The 19,661-nt window shown below is 30.0% G+C and carries 18 protein-coding genes; all 18 read right to left on the bottom strand.

The window, feature by feature from the left end; genetic code table 11:
- Positions 1–2 precede the first annotated feature (2 nt).
- Positions 3–704 (bottom strand): class I SAM-dependent methyltransferase, encoded by a 702-nt coding sequence (locus B2989_RS03315; protein WP_292944105.1) that lies wholly within the window; start codon positions 702–704, stop codon positions 3–5.
- A 3-nt stretch (positions 705–707) separates the two neighbouring features.
- On the bottom strand, positions 708–1,838 hold the full coding sequence (locus B2989_RS03310; protein WP_292944102.1) for a glycosyltransferase: 1,131 nt from the start codon (positions 1,836–1,838) through the stop codon (positions 708–710).
- Positions 1,838–2,836 carry a glycosyltransferase family 2 protein gene (locus B2989_RS03305; protein ID WP_292944099.1) on the bottom strand — a complete coding sequence of 333 codons (999 nt, stop codon included), beginning with the start codon at positions 2,834–2,836 and terminating at the stop codon, positions 1,838–1,840. Before B2989_RS03305 ends, B2989_RS03310 begins: the two co-directional genes overlap by 1 nt.
- A gap of 6 nt (positions 2,837–2,842) precedes the next feature.
- The gene (locus tag B2989_RS03300; RefSeq protein ID WP_292944096.1) at positions 2,843–3,868 is read right to left on the bottom strand and encodes a hypothetical protein; all 1,026 of its coding nucleotides are present in this window, start codon (positions 3,866–3,868) and stop codon (positions 2,843–2,845) included.
- A gap of 7 nt (positions 3,869–3,875) precedes the next feature.
- On the bottom strand, positions 3,876–5,414 hold the full coding sequence (locus B2989_RS03295; protein WP_292944093.1) for a glycosyltransferase family 2 protein: 1,539 nt from the start codon (positions 5,412–5,414) through the stop codon (positions 3,876–3,878).
- Complete coding sequence (locus tag B2989_RS03290) at positions 5,411–6,283, bottom strand: hypothetical protein (RefSeq protein ID WP_292944090.1); 873 nt, start codon at positions 6,281–6,283, stop codon at positions 5,411–5,413. The genes B2989_RS03295 and B2989_RS03290 overlap by 4 nt, the downstream gene beginning before the upstream one ends.
- Before the next feature lie 83 nt (positions 6,284–6,366).
- Positions 6,367–7,524 carry a glycosyltransferase family 4 protein gene (locus tag B2989_RS03285; RefSeq protein ID WP_292944087.1) on the bottom strand — a complete coding sequence of 386 codons (1,158 nt, stop codon included), beginning with the start codon at positions 7,522–7,524 and terminating at the stop codon, positions 6,367–6,369.
- Positions 7,524–8,603 (bottom strand): acyltransferase family protein, encoded by a 1,080-nt coding sequence (locus B2989_RS03280; RefSeq protein WP_292944084.1) that lies wholly within the window; start codon positions 8,601–8,603, stop codon positions 7,524–7,526. Before B2989_RS03280 ends, B2989_RS03285 begins: the two co-directional genes overlap by 1 nt.
- Entirely contained in the window at positions 8,603–9,274 is a 672-nt protein-coding gene (locus B2989_RS03275) for an FkbM family methyltransferase (RefSeq protein WP_292944081.1), read from the bottom strand. The genes B2989_RS03280 and B2989_RS03275 overlap by 1 nt, the downstream gene beginning before the upstream one ends.
- Before the next feature lie 3 nt (positions 9,275–9,277).
- Positions 9,278–10,672, bottom strand: coding sequence for a UDP-glycosyltransferase (locus B2989_RS03270; RefSeq protein WP_292944079.1), 1,395 nt, complete (start codon positions 10,670–10,672; stop codon positions 9,278–9,280).
- Between the two features lie 15 nt (positions 10,673–10,687).
- Positions 10,688–11,563: an N-acetylneuraminate synthase family protein gene (locus B2989_RS03265; protein ID WP_292944077.1), complete on the bottom strand. Its 876-nt coding sequence runs from the start codon at positions 11,561–11,563 to the stop codon at positions 10,688–10,690.
- Between the two features lie 8 nt (positions 11,564–11,571).
- Positions 11,572–12,726, bottom strand: coding sequence for an acylneuraminate cytidylyltransferase (locus tag B2989_RS03260; RefSeq protein WP_292944075.1), 1,155 nt, complete (start codon positions 12,724–12,726; stop codon positions 11,572–11,574).
- Between the two features lie 94 nt (positions 12,727–12,820).
- Positions 12,821–13,723, bottom strand: a complete 903-nt coding sequence (locus tag B2989_RS03255; RefSeq protein WP_292944073.1) for a hypothetical protein — start codon at positions 13,721–13,723, stop codon at positions 12,821–12,823.
- Position 13,724: 1 nt separating this feature from the next.
- Positions 13,725–15,164 (bottom strand): MBOAT family O-acyltransferase, encoded by a 1,440-nt coding sequence (locus tag B2989_RS03250; protein WP_292944070.1) that lies wholly within the window; start codon positions 15,162–15,164, stop codon positions 13,725–13,727.
- Positions 15,165–16,049 carry a glycosyltransferase family 2 protein gene (locus B2989_RS03245; RefSeq protein WP_292944067.1) on the bottom strand — a complete coding sequence of 295 codons (885 nt, stop codon included), beginning with the start codon at positions 16,047–16,049 and terminating at the stop codon, positions 15,165–15,167.
- Positions 16,050–17,201, bottom strand: coding sequence for a glycosyltransferase family 4 protein (locus tag B2989_RS03240; RefSeq protein ID WP_292944065.1), 1,152 nt, complete (start codon positions 17,199–17,201; stop codon positions 16,050–16,052).
- Positions 17,202–17,448: 247 nt separating this feature from the next.
- A complete protein-coding gene (locus B2989_RS03235; RefSeq protein WP_292944063.1) occupies positions 17,449–18,591 on the bottom strand; it encodes a glycosyltransferase in 1,143 nt (380 codons plus the stop codon).
- Positions 18,592–18,620: 29 nt separating this feature from the next.
- A complete protein-coding gene (locus B2989_RS03230) occupies positions 18,621–19,661 on the bottom strand; it encodes a glycosyltransferase (protein WP_292944061.1) in 1,041 nt (346 codons plus the stop codon).

The raw sequence follows: 19,661 nt of genomic DNA, 5'->3' as shown, positions 1-19,661 counted from the left end.
TTTTAATTATTACTTTTCGCTATTACAACCAAACTAATTCCAAAAATTTTAGAATATAAATAAGGATTAATATTTAAAAAAAATTTCTTAAAAGGCTTTGATATTTTTTGTGTGATACTTTTGTTATTAGAAGGTGCATCAAGCGATTTTTTTGAATACTCATAACCTACAACACTTAATCCTGAAAAAGTAATTAAATTAATCGCAGAATTTATATTTAAAAAAATTAAATGACCTGGATTTTTAATTTTCGTTTTTTGCAAGTTTCTTAAATTAACTGACAGACAATCTTCTAGTGGTATATGCATTACAACATAGTTTGCACGCTTACCTACTTCCTTTAAAAAATTTATTGGATCTGTTATATGTTCGAAAACATCATTTAAAGTCACCAAATCATAGGTCTCTGACGAAAATGTAAAGTCTTCAAAACAAAATTCTACTAAATCATCCTTTATATCCTTAACATGAGGAGAAACATCATAGCCTTTTAAAACTTTAATTGTTTCAAATTCTTTTTTTAAATCTCTCCCTAAAACCTTAACTATATCTCCAGAACCACAACCAACATCAGCATAAGAATTAATGGTGATATTATTTTCTTTTATAAAACTAAATAGTATTTTTTTTATAGCATTTACTTTATAAATACTATCCTCATTGTGCCTATTTGGATTCTTAAAATAATCTCCTTCTACATACATTTATTAAACTTTTATTTTATTGACTATTAAATTTTTAATTTCATTCTCAAAAACATCCAAAGTGTACTGTTGTGACCAGTCTGAAGCTTTAATAGATTGTTCTCGCAAATGCGATTTATCTAACAAACAACTTTCAATTTTGTTAACTGCAGACTCTAAATCAGGTGCTATCAAGAGGCCTCTTTTTCCATTCTCTAACATATTTGGCACACAAGATATTGACGTAGCAATAGGTATGACGCCATAAAACATAGCTTCAGCTAAGGCTTTTGGCCAACCTTCGGACTTTGATGCTAATATTGAAAAATGTGATTGTTTTAATGCTGCTTTTATGGTTTCATTGGTTTGATTTCCGTGTAAAACGATATAGTTTTCTAATTTATTTATTTTTATGTATTGCTGCAATTCTGCTTTTAAAATTCCATCACCATATAATGCTAAGTGACTTGCAATCCCTTTTTTAATTAATTTTTCAACGATTTGTATGGCCAATAATGGACGTTTCCCTTCAACTAAACTACCAACAAAAATAAAATGCAAATCAGCAGAATAATCTCTAAAAATAATCGTTTCTCGATCTTCATTTTTAAAGGTTGCTGTAAAAAACGACTTGATATTTTTAGTCTGATTGTGCCACTCACCATAAACTAAAGCAGTCATATTTTTAGTCCAAGTGGTATTTGAAAGTATTTTTTTTTGAAGTTTGTAACTTAAGGGTTGTTTCGCATTTGGATCCCAATTACCTGCATATTTAGCAGTTTTTAATTTCTTCGGAAAAAAAACCTGAACCATACAACCTAGTAAACCAATATTTCCTGGACATCTTAAATGAATGTGGTCAGCACGTTTACAAGCCTGAAATAATCTAAATAGTATAAATGGTATGGCAACTAATGACTTTAAGATACTACTAAAATTGATAAAAGCGATGGATGGTATCTGAGTAAACTTAACGTTATCGTGCATGTATGCTATATCAATGTCTGAAATAGACGCATTTGTTTTTGGAGCTACGATTTCAACCTCATCTACATAGTTTAACCACAAATTCATTTCACGCACATAAGGTGCATAAGCAAACCATTGCTGTACTTTTGGTTTATGAAAAACATGTGTGATAATTAAAAAACGCATTATTGAATTTTGGGTTTGTTAAATATAAGCGAAATCCAACCAATGTTACGACCTAACGTTTCGGTTAATGCTTTTAATTTTTCTTTAGAGGTAATGATATTTGTAGCTCTAATTGTCATTAATAATAACTCGGTCGCATGAAATTTAAAGCTAGCTTTTAAAGTAGGATTTGGATATTTGACGCGCCACACATACCAACTGTTTCTAACTACCATTTTACCATAATTATACTGGTTTGGTCGTCCAGAACCATCATGATAATGAGCCAGTTTAGCATTTGTGTTAATATATAATGGTCCTAATTTAGCTAGTCTTATTGAAAAATCTGCATCTTCATACAAGCCATAACCTTCAAAATAAGTAGAAAATGATAACTGCTGAAATATTTGTGTTTTATAACTAGAAACGCCACCCATTAGTTGCTCAACGTTATAAATCTTACCAGAAGGTGGTAAAAAACTAACCGAACGTCCATGTGCAAATGTTGGTAAAAATCCAGGATTTGTATCAGGTTGTAAACCAAAAATGGCTCTAATTTTAAATCTAGAGGGCTCACTGCGCATCCAGTTATCAAAATAGAATTTTGATGATTTATTAGCTTTATCTGATACTTCCCATTTTACTTCGTTAGTGATATAACCTCCTACAGCTAGCGCTTGTGGATGCGTTTGATAAGTAGTAATTAATTGCTGAAAATAATCACTTTCTAATACAACATCATCATCCAAAAAGCAAACAACATCTTTGGATTTATCGACTTTACTAATTCCAAAATTACGTTGTTTGGTCAAGCCTCTATTAGACTCATCAACATTAAAATATTTTAGGTTTTTAAAAGTATTTTTATTTAAAACTATTTCAGTTTCAGAATTTGAAGAACCATCTATTACAAGTATTTCATTAGGATACAATGTCTGTAAGGCAACGGACTTTAAAAGCTTAAGTATGGCTTCTGGTCGCATATACGTGCAAATGACTAATGAAAAAGACAAATTCATGGATTCCTATTTAGTTTTAAACTGTTTATAAATTTCTAAAAAATAAGCGTCGCGTTGCAACGTATTAAGCCATAAGTTGCGATTAGAATGTTGGATATTCTCAAATTCAGATGCTGATAATCCTTTATGAAATTCTAAAATTTGATCTGCTATTTTAATGTGACTTGATGTATCTAAAATTAAACAATGTTTAGACCAATCAATATGCGTGTTTAATGGTAATCTACAATCTGTATTTAACAAAATAGGAATGCGTCCTACAGCCAAAGTTTCGTAAAATCTAACCGAAAAATTCCCAACACCTCTTATGCAAAAAGTATAGGCATTACTAAATAGATTATTATAAAATTGCTGAGTAGTTTTTTGTTGTGTTTCAGGAGAATGCGAGCCTGCTCTATATTTAGTTCTAAGAATAAAATTGGTTTCTAAACCTTCATTTATAGCTAGTGTTTGTAAATAGTTGGCACGCTTAACACTGGATGGATAAAACCTCTGTTTATCTGCCAGTATTTTATTAGACTTTCGTTTGACTTGATATTTTAAATGATTGGAATAGTCTTTCAAATATTTTAAAACGCCAGATTGTGCATGACCAACAAAACCAATACTTGGCTTACTTGTTTTTTTTAAAACAGAAAAATCTTGAGTCAAAACGGAAGCATACGGATCGTTTATAAAAGATGGTAAAACATAAGTACTTTTATCCATTTTACTATCAAAACCACCTAACCTAAAGGTATAACTATTAGGTATGTAATTAGTAAACCCATAGTCTCCTGAAGTATAAATCCATATAGGAAGCTTTGCTGCTTTAGCAGCTTTTAAAAGCTCTAAAAAAGGTTTGCTTTGCTTTAAAAACACTGCATAATCTACTGGTAAAACGACAATATTTGCATCTTCAATACTAGAAACAATACTGTACTTTTCAAGTAGCTTTTGGTTTTGCTTAAATACCAAATCAAATAACAACGGAAAGACTTGACGTCGATACGCTTCGGTTAAAAAATTAGTATTTGTGTATAGTTTAAGCATTTCGATTTTACTGTAATTTTTTACTCCAAAATTGACTACGCTCCCATTGTTTTTTATACTGTTTTAAATAAGTATAAGGGTTTTTATTAGCGCTACTTTTAAAGCTGCGTAAACCTAATAATAATTTATAACCTAATAATTGTTCAGGCGTAAAATAAGTTTGATACAACAGTTGTATGGTTGGCGATGGTTTTGGTACAATCTCATCCTCTGACCAAGGATGACTCACTTTGGTACGATAACCACCAATTGGAGCTTTAAGATGGTCTATTTTTATGTCTGCAAAGTAAACCACATCTTCACCTAAATGTCGCAACTGCATACCAAAATCAGTATCTTCTCCATAGTTAAACTCATAGTTTAAATTAAATTTCACCTGTTGGATTAGGCTTGATTTAATAATACTATTACCTGCCCCAAAAATACTAGTTTGCGCTGTTTTTAAATAGGTTTGCACTTCATTTTTCTGCAGATAAACTGTTGTACCTACTTGGACGCCATATTGGTTAATTCGGTTAAATAAAGTCTCTATTAAATTGGAATCAAATCTATTATCATCATCTCCTAAAAAAGTCCATTCGCTTTCTACTTGTGATAAGGCTAAATTACGCGCATTACAAACACCTGATTGATGTGTGAAAGTATGTTTAATCTTGAAAGGCCATGCTTCATTTGTTAAATAATCCAATTCAGATTTTGAAGTTTTTAAGGAGTTTTGTTCTACAATAATTACATTTTTTGGCAAAATGGATTGCGTCGCCAAATCCTTTAAAACATCGTATAAATATTGTTTTCTACCAATGGTTGGAATTATAACATCAATTTCTCGCTTATTAATTACACTTTTGGTGGACTGAATAGGTATTTGTTGTAAATTAAATGTTGTGCTCAGCTGTTTATAAAACAAGCTTTTGATTAAAGGTAATAACGTTATTTTTTTTTCATAAATAAGATAAGATAGACTTAAAAAAAACACCCAAACCCATTTATAATGTTGCTTTACAAATTTAAAAATTTCATAAATCGAACCTTGTTTTATTTCAGCTGTAGCTGAAAAATTTCCTCGTAACAATTTTGGTTCAGAATAACAAAACAACCCTTCAACCATTGCTCGTTTGGCTAACGAATTTATAAAATAATCAAAGTTTATATTAAAATTTAAGTCTTTATATAAGTTATTTATGACTGAAGCATGTATACCTCCAACACAACTTGACATCATCCAAGTTGGATAAGTCACTTTTTTATTGACTTTAACATAAAATGACCGTTCCACATACCCAATTTGTTTTTGCAAATAAAAGTTAGTGTTAGTATTATAACTAGCTAAAATACGTCGATGATGGAATACTGTAGGTATACTATTAACATCTAAAACTTTTAAATAAGCCACATTACACCAAATAATTAATACATCAGGAAATGTCGTCGACACATCATAAATAGTTTGGGTTATAGAATTACCAATAGCAATACATGTAATGGTTTGCATTTTAGCATCCAATACTTGAGTTGTTTTGTATTTATGATGAACAATAATTATCATGCTTCTAGTACTTCAAAATTAGCTTGACCAACAATTGCAGCATATTTAGAAAAACTACTATTATACATTGGTTTTACATTTAAAAAATAGACCGTATCGCTTTTGGCAATCATAAAAAAATCAATTAATGTTTTTAAATGACCATCTGTATTGTTGTTATTACTAAAATTATCCATGTGAAACGGTTGACCTTCTATACTACTAACTTGCCCTTTTTGTTTAGCAAATTTGATAAAATTAATGCTATCTGAAAACACAAACGCATTAATGTTATGCGTTGCCTTAACTCGGTTAATAATAGTCACTAAATTGTTACACAAAACGTCCTGCTCGTCCACAGATAAAACTTTAGTAGTGCTATCTTTAAAATCTCCCATTAATGTTGTAAATCGAGAATGAAATGAAATAAATGGTGTTGTTGTAATAGCATTTAATTTGGCTTCCAATAATTCACTTTTTTTAAATAAATGATTAAAATCAGTACGCCATTTATTCTCTAATTGCTCTGTATTTAAATCCGGAAAAATGGTTTTACCATAATCAATATTAGCGTACACATAAAACTGTTTGGCTTTAGAGTTTTTAATCAGTTTTAATGGGTTAACCTTAAAATCATTTACTAAATACACAGTTTTTGATTTAGTTGGATGCCAACTCATTTTACTTGTGTTAATCTGCCAATCCACAGTATTGGGTTGTAAAAAGAGGTTTAAATCAAATGGATTATTAAAGATTATTTTAAAATCGTAATCCAATATTTGTGCTATTTGATAAAAAGAGATAATGCCTTTTAAACGATCAACCAATCCACCATGCGGAAACAAGCCATCAAAGCAAACTATAATTTGTTTTTGATTGGTTGGCTTCAAACTAAAGTATTTTAGATAGTGAGCAAATACCTTTGTCTTTTTGTGATTTTTACCTAAAAATTGTTTTATTTTTTTTAAAATCATTAAGCTTTAGCGTCTGATATTACAGATTTATAAAAGGTAATATTTTTATCTGCAATACTATTAATATCAAAAGATAATTCGGTTTTTTTTCTAGCAGCACGACCAATATTTGCCGATAACTCAGGATCTTTAAATAATTTTAAGATAGCTTTACTATAACCTTCAATGTCAGAAGGATGCACTAAAAATCCATTGATACCATCATCAATCAACTCTTGTGCCCAACCAATGCTAGTATTTACAACTGGTTTTTGTAATGCCATACTCTCTATAGTAACCATACCTAAAGTTTCAGCAAAACTAGGAAAAGTACAGACATGGGCTTTTTTAATATGTGCTTTAACATCGCTGTAAGGTATTTTACCCAAATACGCCACATTTTGTTTAGCTTGATCTGAAAAGATAGACTGCATTAAAGCAAAAGTAGATGTTTGTCCTGTTTTTATGTCAGGAGCATCACTACCTACTAATTTTAATTTAGCGTTAGGTTCTGTATCTAAAATTCTATTAAATATTTGAGCTAGCTCCAAAACACCTTTTTTTCTGATAATTGTACCTACATATATTAACGTTTTAGGGTCGTAAATTTCAGGTGTATAATTATTAAAATAATCTAGTTGTACTCCATTATGAATCGTCTTTATTTTTTTTCGGTTTAAACCGAAAATCTTAGCAGTAATTTCTCCTGCAAAGGTAGTTGGAGCGATGTAAGCAATAGCTGATTGTAGCGCTAATTTTTCAAAAACAAAATTTTTAAATTTCTGTCGTCTTTTCTCTAGATTGCAAAAGTAAGCATCACTACCATGAAGCTTAATAACTAAAGGTGCTGTTAGCTTCATAAAAGCTGTAATACCAGTCCAATCAGGTGCTTCTATTACATCTATCTTTTGTGTTTCTATTACAGTGTTAATATAGTTCTGAAGTTTCTTTCTATAAAAATACCAAGTAAAAAATGGTGATTTCTTTTTAGGAATTAGGTGGATTGTCACGCCTTGATCTTCTATAATTTGTGAGGTATCCTGATGATACACAAAAACAGTAACTTGCTCACCTTTATTTACTAAAGCATCTGCCAGATTTTTTATGCTAGTACCTATTCCTGCAGCGTGAGACACTTTAGGATGTGGATACCCTGATGTTAAAAAAGCGATGTGCATTAATTGGTTAATTTAATTAACTTTCTACCTAAATTTATAAATGGTTTTTCAATTAAAAAATAGGTGATATTTGAAATTACAAATGTCATACTGCATATTACTAGAAAATTAAAAAAGAAATTAAATAAATAATCTAGATAATTATCTACTTCTAAATAATTTAAACATCCAAAGTGACTTAACCAGTGTAATATAGCAAAATGCACCAAATAAGAACTATAACTAATATTTCCTATATATATAGTTACTCTATTCACAAATAGCTTTAAATTTTGTTTTGATAACAAATAAATAAAAATTGAAAATAAAAAAGCAAAAGGTAAATTGCTATGTATATAATCTCTTAAAAAAAATAAAGATACTAAAGTCACAATTCCAAGAATCAAGTTATTTTTACTTAATTTGTAATCTTTCCTTACTAATAAAAAATACAACAATATTCCAAAGCCAAAAACTGGTAACTGATTTGGGAAATAAAAAAATAAATATTCATTCCATAACCTATTTGAACTTATTAAAACATTAGTCTTCAACAAGGAAAATAAAATTAATGAAATCATAATTGACACTAAAGTGAAATTTACAGCCTTACTCAAGGTTGTTAATTTCCTTACTAAAAATGGAACAATTAAATAAAAAGTCATTTCAACTCCAATAGACCAACCTCCTGGAACCAAACTTGTGATCCAATATGGATTAAAGTCATTGATAAAAAAAATATTAGACAAAACATTATAAACACTTATGTACTCAAAATCACCTAACCAATATCTTGAGCCAAAACCGTCTTGAAACAAAAAATATAGGATACCTATATAATACATAGGTGCAATTCTAAAAAAACGCCTAATAAAAAAATTTTGATCAATATTATTTTTCTCGTCTACTATTCTATTATTAAATGAAATGAATAAAGTAAAAGCACTTATTATAAAAAATAATTGAACTCCTCTTGCTCCATGAGATATTATATTGTTAAAAATACCATCAGAAAATGAAGTACTATATTGAAAAGTATGAGTAGCCATGACTAACAATATAGCTATTCCTCGAAGAGCATCAATATACTTTAACTTCATTATTTTTTCCTCTCTAAAGTTATCTCAATACACTTAGGTTTGTCTTTACCATCAAAACCTCCTGATGGATTAATACCTAAATACACTAAATCAAATTGTGCTTGGCATGAGTTTATAAAATTATAAACGCGATCATGATGTTTATGTAAATCATGAAACTCGAAAACTAAAGCTGAAAAGCAATCCAAATTGGAAGATATTTCATCTAAAAAATCATATTCGCTACCTTCTATATCTAGTTTTAATAAAATATTCTTATCATGATTAAAAGTGGAATTTGCTATTTTCAAAATAGATTCCGGTTGTTTTAACCACAATTTTAGATGTTGACAACGTAAGGTTCTAATTAGATAATTAAATTGTAATGCATTAAACAAATAACGCAGTTTATTAGGCTTTTTAAAAAACAATCGAGCCAATCCCTTAAAGATAAGTTTAGCTCCAGATACCGTAGGATCTACCATTACAATATTGATACGATCATTAAACCTAAACAAATCGTACTCGAACTCTACATTAGAAGATATGCCTCCACTAAATAAAACATGAGATTTTGTAATTGTTTCGGGATTCAGCCAATAGCCACCATCATCAATACTTCCATATCTAAATAGAGACGTATCGTTAACTAAAAACTGATTTTTTATATTTTCGAAGTAGTTTTCAGTCATACGTTAATTAAGTATTATATTAATTGCCTTCCATATATTTTCTGAGGCTTTGGTTGGTGTTTTACCAACAATAATCTCGTACCATCTTTTACCTTCTACTACATTTGATAATTGACCATCTAATATTTGTTTTACTAAATGATCCAAATCGTTTTTATCGGTACAAAATACTGCTGCTTCATCACTTGGCATACTTCTAAAATGAACGTATTTATAGTTTTGACCTATATCTCTAATCCCTTTTTTAAGTTGCGGTTGCTCATAATTATAATAAATGCAAGCTTTGTCGTGCGCAACAAAATCAAAGACAGTGGATGAGCAGACATTGGTTACAAACGCACTATGCTCGCAAACATTATACAACATTTTAAAGTCTTCCTTTGCTGGTAATACCTGGTTCCACTGGTCACCTATTGGCTTCCAAATGGGATCTAAAACGTCAATAATATCTTTATTAGCATGGATTACAGCATCGTATCTTGATGTAAAATCCACAGGACACTTTCTGTAAATGATACCTAAATTTTCGCCTTTAGCATTTAAACGCCTTACTGCATTTGCTAAATCTTCTAAATAATATTGATCTAAAGGTGACGTCGTTTCATCATCACCAGAATAGCAAATGTATTTTTTATTAATATCTAAATTATATTGCTTAAAAAAGTCTGCTCGACTTTGTTTTAAGCTAGTATTATAATGTGGTTCAAACTGTGGTGTTCCTGTTACAAACACTTGTTCAGCTTTCACAAATGGATAATATTGTAAGACTTCACGCTTCATATGGTCACTCCAAACACAATAATAATCAGTCTCCACGACTTGCATCGCTTTGGGTACATTATCCCATGAGTACACAAAAGCAACCGTAGGAATGCCTAAATCTTTTGCAGCTAATAACGCACTTATCGACTGTGTAGCACGTTGCGTTGTACAAAATATTAAATCTGGTTTATGCTGTTGTAATTGTGCTTTACAATACGCATACTTAGGGTTTTGACGCTCTAAATTATTTATCTTTTGTCTAATTTTTTCAACACCTTTTTCAGAAGAATACAATCCAATTAACACTTTGGTATATAAACTTTTTAGCGTGTTTTTAACGCCTTTATAATTAAAAGGAAACTTATAAGTAGGGTAAACCTCATCATTAAATTTATCTCTAGAAACGTTTAATTCTGCATGTTTTCGTGCTCTCGAATATAAGGGTGTTAATGGATGAATTTGATGGTTATCTATCTTAACTTCATTAAAACCTAAATGATCTTTTAACGAAAAAACAGTATTATTCCAATACGTGATATCAAAACCATGCTGTTCTCCAATGGATTTAAAATCTGTAAAGGCAAAGTTTCGTAAACCAACACCATCAGGAAAAAAGACAAATACTTTTTTTTTCATTATAATAAAATCAGGTTATCCTTTTTGATTTTTTAATTTATCACGTTGTACTTGCTCTATGGGTAAAATGTCTTGGCTTTTAAACGTTAAAGCTTTATGCACAGCATTTAAATCTCTTGATAATTTACGTAAACCCATAGGCTCCAAAGAGGCAGCATGATCCGTTCCTTTCCAAGTGCGATCTAAGGTATAATGACGCTCAATAATTGGTGCACCTAAGGTGTAAGCTGCAACATCTACTGCAATACCCAAATGGTGTCCAGAAAAACCAATATGCTTGACTTGATTACCGTATTTTTCAATTAATAAATTAATATCTAATAAACAAACATCTTCAAAGGGTACTGGATAGCCAGAAGTACAGTTATATAACACTAAATCTTTGGCTCTGTTATGCTTACTAAATAACTGTACTAAATCTTCAATTTCAGATTTAGTGGTCATTCCTGTAGAAATATGAAGTTCGCCTTTGTAATGTTCACATAACCATTCTAACATGATAACATTATTATTACAAGCTGAAGGTATTTTGATAAACTTTGGCTGTAATGAAGCAATCTCTTTTGCTGATGTTAAATCCCAAACAGAGGTTGAATAATCAATCCCAATAGATTCGCAAAAATCTTTAAGCTCTTGATGTTGAGCCACATCAAACTCTAAATACTCTCTATGTGCACCATAAGTATCGCCATACGAGTTGGAAGGATTTGGGTGTGGACTATTATATTGTTCTTCCGTTAGCAGCTCAATATTATGACGCTTCTGAAACTTGACAGCATCTACATTACAAAATATTTTAGCCATTTGGATCAACTCTTTGGCAATTTGCATATCGCCTTTATGGTTACATCCAATCTCTGCTATGATGTAAGGTTTTTTGTATGTATTCATGTATTTACTTAATATCTTTTATTATAATTTTTAATAAACTGACAAGCTTCTCTGATGGCTCCTGCGCCAGATGGTTTTGATAATACAACGTCTGCTATGGTTTTAATTTCGGTCATAGCATTTTGTGGTGCTAATGACCAACCAACGCTACAAATGTTAGACATATCGTTTACATCATCGCCTACATAAGCCACATTATTTAACGAAAAGCCTTGTTGTTTTGATAAGGTTTGAAGTAACGTGTATTTATCTTTTACACCTAAAAACACTTGTTTTATTTGAAGCTTCTGCATGCGTTTTGCGACCAACTCGGATTGTTCGCTAGTCATAATCATAACCTCAACACCAAACTGTCTTAAAATCTCTAATCCCATCCCATCACGCATATCAAAGTTTTTGGTATGTTCGCCATCCTTGGTATAAGTTATGGTTCCGTCCGTAAAAACGCCATCAACATCTAAGACTAAATGTGTTATTTTCTCAGCTTTTTTTAATTGTTGTTGACGTGCTATTAATAGATTTTCTACTGTAATCCAATCGGATTCTGTATCAATTTCGTGTAAACTATCTTCTGGCATTTTTACAACACCTACGTTATTTCCTAGTCTATTTTCATGGTCTTTTAACACCTGTTTAGTGCAAGTGTAAACTGCACCATTCTCTATCAACAAGCCTTCAAAATCTTGACGCCTAGGACGCTTCTTGGGATTGTAGTTTATAGCAGTACCATCAGCATTCCATAAAAAACGATGGGTATTAACGACGGTTAAGGCGGAATCTTTTCCGTTATCCAAAGCGGTCAAACAATTATTAATGTCTTGTGCTGTAGTAAAAGGTGACGTCGCTTGTAGTAAGCAAAACACATCAAAATCGTAGTTTATTTTTTCTGCAAATTCCAACATAGCGCTTTCTGTGGAAGCAGTATCTGTAGCGCTACTGTTACTTCTTAAAAGCCCTTTAACTTTATCTGTATAGTGGTATTCTTTTGTAATAAAATCTAATATGGATTGGTCGTCTGTATATACATAAACTTCGTCTAAATTAGAGTGTAAAGCTTCACCCAAAACCCAAGTGTACAATGGTCTTCCAACCATTTTACGTTTATTTTTTCCAGGAATACCTTTTGACCCTTTTCGTAAAGGAATAAAACCTATTGTTTTCATATATTGGGTGACTTTAAAACTTTTTAACAATCGCTAAAATACATAATTTAACAGCGAAAATCTTTCAAAACGTTAATAAAATAAAGCAATCTTATTATTTATTTGAGTTTATAAAATCACTGATTTCTGAGGTGAAAATTTTGGCGCCTTTAGAAAACATATGTGTGTGATCTCTATAAATGTCTTTTTCTTTATATCTCTCATCAAGAGTATCATAAACTATGATTTTCTCGTCAGGACTAACTAATTTTTTAAATCTTTTTAGGAAATCGGTATCGAAAGTCATTAATCCAGGTGTAAACACCAAATAAAGCTCGATATCATTATTACTACACATTCTTTGAATGGAATTAAAAGCTTCTAATTTAGCTAATTCTTCCTCGTTGATTTCATATTTTTTCACTTCATTAATGTACTCTAACTTCTCATTGTTTTTTGCTTTTAATAATTTAGAACCATGAGAAGTCATTACATCTATTTCATAAATTCTTTTAGGTTTTAAAGAAAAATCTTCTCGATTTACTTTAAAAGAATAAAAAAAGTTAGATAGAAAACTTTTTTTGTTGTTTTCTATTAATTTTTCATGAATATATCCATAGTTTTTTAAAGGATTCAGCCTATCAAATCTAAAATGTAATGAATGTTCTTTTATGAATTGATAACCGTTATCAATTACTAATAAAACTTTTTTTGGTTTATTATTATGCAGTAATAGTGTTTTTAAAATAAACTCATGAAAAATAACACTCGAGCCTCGATAAGATAAATTATAACAACTGAATCCTGTTTTTTCCTCTAATTGTTTAGCAGAGACATTATTAGCTCCTCTTGAGGATCCAATAATAACTATATCTTTTTCCATTTTACCTTCAAGAATTAATTCAAGTCTTTTATCATATTCTTTTTTAGGAGCATTTTGAATAAAGTAATACAACCCTTTTTCTACAATAAAAAATAATAATCCAAAAAGCAATATGTGCTTTATAAATAATTTCATATTAAAACTGAAAATATATAAACTCTTGCTGAGTATTACTACTAAATACAAAAACCATAGCGATTATAATCATATAAAAAGCCCATCTAATAAGCCTAGATTGCTTAAGCAGCAACACTTCTATTGCATACTGTTGACGTCTTCCAATCCATTCTATACCTATAAAAAATAGAATAAGCACTAGTAAATTAGTTGGTCTAATGGTTGGTACAGTTAATAAACTAGTACTAAATAGACCTTTTAAATACGTTAATGCTTGAGTAACGCTTTCTGCCCTAAAAAAGACCCAAGCAATAACGGTTAGACCAAAAGTAAGTCCCATTTGCACCAGTTCTTTTATGTTTGGTAATTTTGAATCTTGTGCTACAACATCTAAATTAGTTCTGTTACGTTTGGCCAATAATAATGGTAAAAAATAAAGCGCATTTAAAAATCCCCAAATAATAAATGTCCAATTGGCACCATGCCAAAACCCACTGACTAAAAATATTATAAACGTGTTACGCACTTTCATCCAAGTGCCACCTTGACTTCCTCCTAATGGAATGTATAAATAATCCCGAAACCATGTGGATAAGGATATGTGCCAGCGTCGCCAAAATTCGGCTATGTCTCTAGAAAAATATGGAAAGGCAAAGTTTTGCTTTAAGTCAAAACCAAATAATCTTGAAGTACCAATGGCTATATCAGAATACCCAGAAAAATCACCATAAATCTGAAAAGTAAAAAATAATGCACCTATTAGCAAAGTACTACCAGTATGTTCCGATGAGTTATTAAAGATCTGATTAGCAAACTCGGCACAATTGTCTGCAATAACTACTTTTTTAAAAAATCCCCAAAGTATTTGTCTACATCCATCCACAGCTTGACTATAATGAAATTGACGTTTTTTATAAAACTGTGGTAGTAAATTGGTAGCACGTTCTATTGGTCCTGCCACTAATTGTGGAAAAAAACTAACAAAGGCTAAAAATGATACAATATCTTGTGTTGGCTCAAGTTTTCGCTTATAAACATCTATGGTGTAACTTAAGGTTTGAAAGGTGTAAAAACTTATACCAACTGGTAAAATTATATCTAACGTATTGGGCTGAAATGAACTCCCGAAAAATGAGAAAGCTTCAACAAAACTATCGATAAAGAAATTATAATATTTAAAAAAGCCTAAAAACCCTAAGTTTACAAGGATACTAGACCACAGCAACAACTTTCTTTTAGAAGGTTGTGCTGCTTTGTTTAATTGTAAACCAATGGTGTAATCCACAAGAGAACTAAAAACAATTAAAGATAAAAAACGCCAATCCCACCAACCATAAAACACATAACTAGCAACAACTAATAATGCATTTTGCAGTTTTAAATTTTTATTGGTTACAAACCAATACAGTACAAAAACTATTGGTAAAAATATGGCGAAGTCTAGCGAATTAAAATACATTTATCCTGAATAATTTAGTCCTTTTAGTTTTTTTATAATTTGCAACGTACTGACTTTAACAGGACGTCTATACTTTAAAATAGTTGGTAACTTTAAAAGAGTTGAAAAGCAAACATGCACAAAAGCTTTAAAATACTTAAAGTCTTTTAAAGCATACTTTTTAAAATTATGCAATAACAATTTAGCTATTTTTGTTAAAGGCGACTTATAATACACAAGATACAATCGTATTGTATTTTTTAATTGATGTTCAAACCTAAAATAATTTTTACCTTGTAACTTTCTTTTTGCGGTATCCACACGATGGTTTACTATTATTTTTGAATTGTAGACTATTTGATATCCTAAATCTAAAACCTCTAAAGCCAAAGCTGGTTCTTCACCATAAATATCAATCCAAACAGGAAAACCTCTTGAGGCATCATACGCTTCCTTCTTAATAGCAAATCCACAACCAATAAAATCATTTGTATAATACGGTTCAGTATATTTTGCGAAACTTAAAGCCTCGTTATCGGATTTATATAATCCTCTTATTTCTTGAAAAGCGATTATACCAAGGTTGGTGTTGGCATTAAAATCATCTTCGACAGATTCTATAAAGGCTTTACTTATTGGATGTGCATCATCATCTAAGCCAATAAAAATTTGTCCATTCGCTTTTTTATATAAACTATTTCTGGCTGGCGAAGCACTTATATTTGTTTTAGACACTGTCCAATTAACCCATTCAAAATCTTTAATAATGGTTTCGGTTTTAGGACAACCATCAATAAACACCAACACTTCATGAATAGTAGAATCCATTAATTCTTTCAACTTCATTAAAGTAAAAGCTAAATCTTTTGGTCTATTTTTTGTGACTATTAAAAAAGAAATTTGCATTTATTGGTTTGCGGAATAAACGGTTTGGTAAAGGGTTTCTATTTTGGATTGCAAGGTAACACGATTATAATTTTCTTGGATGAAATCGATATTAAAATTTTGAGCTTGTTGTCTTAAATTATCATTTTGAAGCGCATTTTTTATATGACACGCAATTTCAGTTTCATCTAAAGGATTATTAATCAAATAACCATTACTATTATTAGTAATCACTTCTTCTGTAACTTGTCCTGGATTAGATTGAATTGGAAATGCTCCCATTGACATGGCTTCTAGAAGTGCATTTGGCATTCCGTCGGAAATACTATTTGCTATATGAATACAGCTCTGCCCCATAACAGCTAATAAGTCTGTATTTTGAATAAATTTATGTCGAGAATATACGGTAATATTAAAATCTGAGAGTTTTTCTGAAGCTTTTATTTGTTGCTGAATAACGTCATCTGCGCTGTAAATAACAATATGTTTATTATAAAATAAGTCTTTTGAAACTAAAAGCAATGCATCCAATACTTTAGACGCTTTACCAACACCATCATCATATCCTTTTATCAAAATAAGCGGTCTATTATCAAACGGTTTTATCTTAGATGTTTGGATAGTTAATCCTCCATTTCCAGGAAACACGCCTAAAAATTGATTTTTAAAACCATTTTTTAAAACTAACTTGTAATCGCGTTTACAATCTGTGATTAAATAATTAGCACGTGCGTAAAACTGCTGCAATGCTTGTTTTGAAACACCTAATTGCTCAAAATAAAACACATCACTTCCCCAAGATGAATAGATAAACGGTATTTTATTTTGTAACATAATGGGTAAAATCGGCAATCCTGCTAATTGCATTTCAAAACAATGGATTATATCTGGTTGTATATGATCTATCGTACTTTGAAAGGTTTTTAAAACGCTATTTTCATTAATTTTCTGAATGTTTTTATATAGATTAGGTAAGTATTTTTTTATTGTACTCCTAAAGGGAAAATCCCATTTTAACTTCCAGCCTTTTATTTGAGTAACCCACTCTATTTTTGAAGATTTAGGTCCTCCATCAGTCACGTCAAACCAATACACCTCATAGCCAGACTGCTCCAATTGGTTAACCCATTGAAAAAAGTGATGGTTTGGTATGGCTACCATTAAAATCTTCATTATAATTTAAATAAGGGTTTAAATTTAGTATCTCCTTTTTTTACTAATTTAAAAACAGCTAAAGGATAATTTAACAACTGAAAGCTATTAATATTTTTAATTAAATTAATAGTTACATTAACTGTATATTCTATACTATAAACAAAGGCAAAAAAACCTTTACAAATAGTAAAGACTTGTATTTTAATAGATTGAAGATTTTTTACTATTAAATATTGAAGATTACTTATTGTTACAGCTCTGTACATCATGAGTCTATAAATTGAAAGTATTGAGTCATAACAACTTCATTTGATGCATAATCTAAATAATACTCTCGCATTTTATTTTTTAAAGCATAAATCTCTGATCTATTTTTCTGCAATAGCGATTTTATAGTATTTGTCAACTCTTCTTCTGAGTGTTCAGTTACAAATAAATCTTTATCAACTAAATTTAATCTTTGTGTCATTGCTCCAACTTTTGTAGAAAGCACGATTTTACCTGCAGCCATAGCTTCTATACCTACTAGTGGACCACCTTCGTGTTTGGACAAAACTAATAATACATCTATTTTACTTAAGAATTCAGGTACATTTTTATAAGGAATAAAATGTTCTTTAACAATTTGAGGATAGTTATTAGTTAGATTTACAATTTGGTTATTTAACGGTCCAGAACCTGCAATCCTTAATTCTAATTTATTCTTTTTAAACGTATCAACAATAATTTCTAGCCCCTTTTCGTGACTCATCCTACCCAAATAACCAAATTTTAATGGTTGTTGAAATGAAATATTTAATTGTAACAGTTCTCTTTCAAGACTACTAGACTGCTCAATACACTTAACATTAGTAAATCCTTCGTTTTTAAGTATTTCAAAATTCTCTAAAGAATGGACAACAATTTTTTCATCTTTAACAATGTTAGAGTATTTGGTTTCATTTTTTAAAGAACCAGTCACCCTTATTATTAATTTTTTATTGTTTTGATGGCATAATTCTACTATTAAGTGCAACCATTTATCTGTTAACAATCCACTATAAAAAACAATATCTTTATTGCTTATTTCTTTTTTTAATATTAGACCATATAACTTGTCAAAATCAAAAAAAAGCTTACTAATTTTATTCTTTACTAAAAACAGGTTTTCAATCTGTAAATTGTTTTTCCTTTTTATAATTTGTGAAAAACACCTAATAAAAAAAGATTTTAATGCAACTCTTTCAAAAGAATTCATTTTTTTTTCTCCTAAATACTCATCTACAATAGAAAGCGAAGAGACAGGAATTGTTGAAAAAACAGATGTATGATATTTTTTTGTAAATTGTTCTAAAAAAAAAATACTATTTATTTCCCTTCCTCCTGATTCAGAAATAGGACCAATAATTAGAATGTTTTTTTTACTCATCTTTTTATACTTTGTTTTAATTAGTAAATTTAATATTGTCTATCCACATAATTAAACACTTGAGTCTTAGTTAATCCTTTTCTTTTTAATAAATATCTTAATAAAGGTTTAATTTTTATAGCACGTTTAAAAAGTTTATTGATTATAAAATACTTAACTGCATTTTTCTTTAAAGTTTTTAAAGACGAATAGTCAATAAATTTTTGTTCTCTTTTTTTTAGAGTCTCAAAGTTTTCTTGCATCCATGGTTCAAACACATTACCTAAGTGATATGCATTATTAGTATAAGTAGCCAATCGATAACCATCAGTTAAAACTACTGGTTTATCCATATATAAAAACTCGCTATCTCCATCTATTAAATAAGCGCTATTTTCTTCTGGAAGTGCTTTAAATACTTCTGATTTATAGGTAGCAACAAAATGAGAACAGCCTAAAACTGCAACAGTATTGTCTTTTGCTGTTAATGTACCAATGCTATCACCAAATTCTTCTGGTAAATGGGTCCACCCTATACTTTTTGCAAAATTCTCTAAGGCATCAACATCTTTTACTTTTTTAAATTTTAATTTATTTGAAAACAAATATTTGCTCCAAATGTTTGCTGTTAAATCTAAATGCTTTCTGTAAACAGGGACAGGACACACAGCTCCTGCTTTTGGAAAAGATTTAAAAACAGAAACAACCTCATCTTCCCAATGATCCAAAAATAAAACATCTGCATCTGTAATGGTTACCAAACGCTCTTCTACTGTGCGTAAAGCTTTTAATAGGCTATTAATTTTTCCTATGCCTTCTTTTTCTATAATAAGCTCATCAATATCATGCTCTTGATATAATTGTAAAAGTCTTTGATTAACCTCAAAAGAACATTTATTACTAATAATAGAGACTTTTAATTTTGAGCTTGCAGTTTTTAAGATTGAAAATAGACATAATTCAAAAATCTGATAGGCATCTTTAAAGTAATCATTTTCATGTGGAATGTGTAAAGGTATTATTATCCTATGGTCACATGGCTCTTTAACAACTAACTTACCGCCTTTGGTAGGGTTATATCCTTTACGCAT

It is taken from the genome of Olleya sp. UBA1516, from assembly GCF_002323495.1.
Classification (GTDB): domain Bacteria; phylum Bacteroidota; class Bacteroidia; order Flavobacteriales; family Flavobacteriaceae; genus Olleya.
This window is presented reverse-complemented; position numbering and strand designations above follow the sequence as displayed.

Excerpts from the sequence above, each read along its gene's own strand:
- B2989_RS03280 (WP_292944084.1), bottom strand. The coding sequence starts at position 8,603 with ATGAAGTTAAAGTATATTGATGCTCTTCGAGGAATAGCTATATTGTTA.
- B2989_RS03240 (WP_292944065.1), bottom strand. The coding sequence starts at position 17,201 with ATGAAGATTTTAATGGTAGCCATACCAAACCATCACTTTTTTCAATGG.
- B2989_RS03265 (WP_292944077.1), bottom strand. The coding sequence starts at position 11,563 with ATGAATACATACAAAAAACCTTACATCATAGCAGAGATTGGATGTAAC.
- B2989_RS03230 (WP_292944061.1), bottom strand. The coding sequence starts at position 19,661 with ATGCGTAAAGGATATAACCCTACCAAAGGCGGTAAGTTAGTTGTTAAA.
- B2989_RS03305 (WP_292944099.1), bottom strand. The coding sequence starts at position 2,836 with ATGAATTTGTCTTTTTCATTAGTCATTTGCACGTATATGCGACCAGAA.
- B2989_RS03255 (WP_292944073.1), bottom strand. The coding sequence starts at position 13,723 with ATGAAATTATTTATAAAGCACATATTGCTTTTTGGATTATTATTTTTT.
- B2989_RS03235 (WP_292944063.1), bottom strand. The coding sequence starts at position 18,591 with ATGAGTAAAAAAAACATTCTAATTATTGGTCCTATTTCTGAATCAGGA.
- B2989_RS03275 (WP_292944081.1), bottom strand. The coding sequence starts at position 9,274 with ATGACTGAAAACTACTTCGAAAATATAAAAAATCAGTTTTTAGTTAAC.
- B2989_RS03250 (WP_292944070.1), bottom strand. The coding sequence starts at position 15,164 with ATGTATTTTAATTCGCTAGACTTCGCCATATTTTTACCAATAGTTTTT.
- B2989_RS03260 (WP_292944075.1), bottom strand. The coding sequence starts at position 12,726 with ATGAAAACAATAGGTTTTATTCCTTTACGAAAAGGGTCAAAAGGTATT.
- B2989_RS03245 (WP_292944067.1), bottom strand. The coding sequence starts at position 16,049 with ATGCAAATTTCTTTTTTAATAGTCACAAAAAATAGACCAAAAGATTTA.
- B2989_RS03295 (WP_292944093.1), bottom strand. The coding sequence starts at position 5,414 with ATGATAATTATTGTTCATCATAAATACAAAACAACTCAAGTATTGGAT.
- B2989_RS03285 (WP_292944087.1), bottom strand. The coding sequence starts at position 7,524 with ATGCACATCGCTTTTTTAACATCAGGGTATCCACATCCTAAAGTGTCT.
- B2989_RS03315 (WP_292944105.1), bottom strand. The coding sequence starts at position 704 with ATGTATGTAGAAGGAGATTATTTTAAGAATCCAAATAGGCACAATGAG.
- B2989_RS03310 (WP_292944102.1), bottom strand. The coding sequence starts at position 1,838 with ATGCGTTTTTTAATTATCACACATGTTTTTCATAAACCAAAAGTACAG.
- B2989_RS03300 (WP_292944096.1), bottom strand. The coding sequence starts at position 3,868 with ATGCTTAAACTATACACAAATACTAATTTTTTAACCGAAGCGTATCGA.
- B2989_RS03270 (WP_292944079.1), bottom strand. The coding sequence starts at position 10,672 with ATGAAAAAAAAAGTATTTGTCTTTTTTCCTGATGGTGTTGGTTTACGA.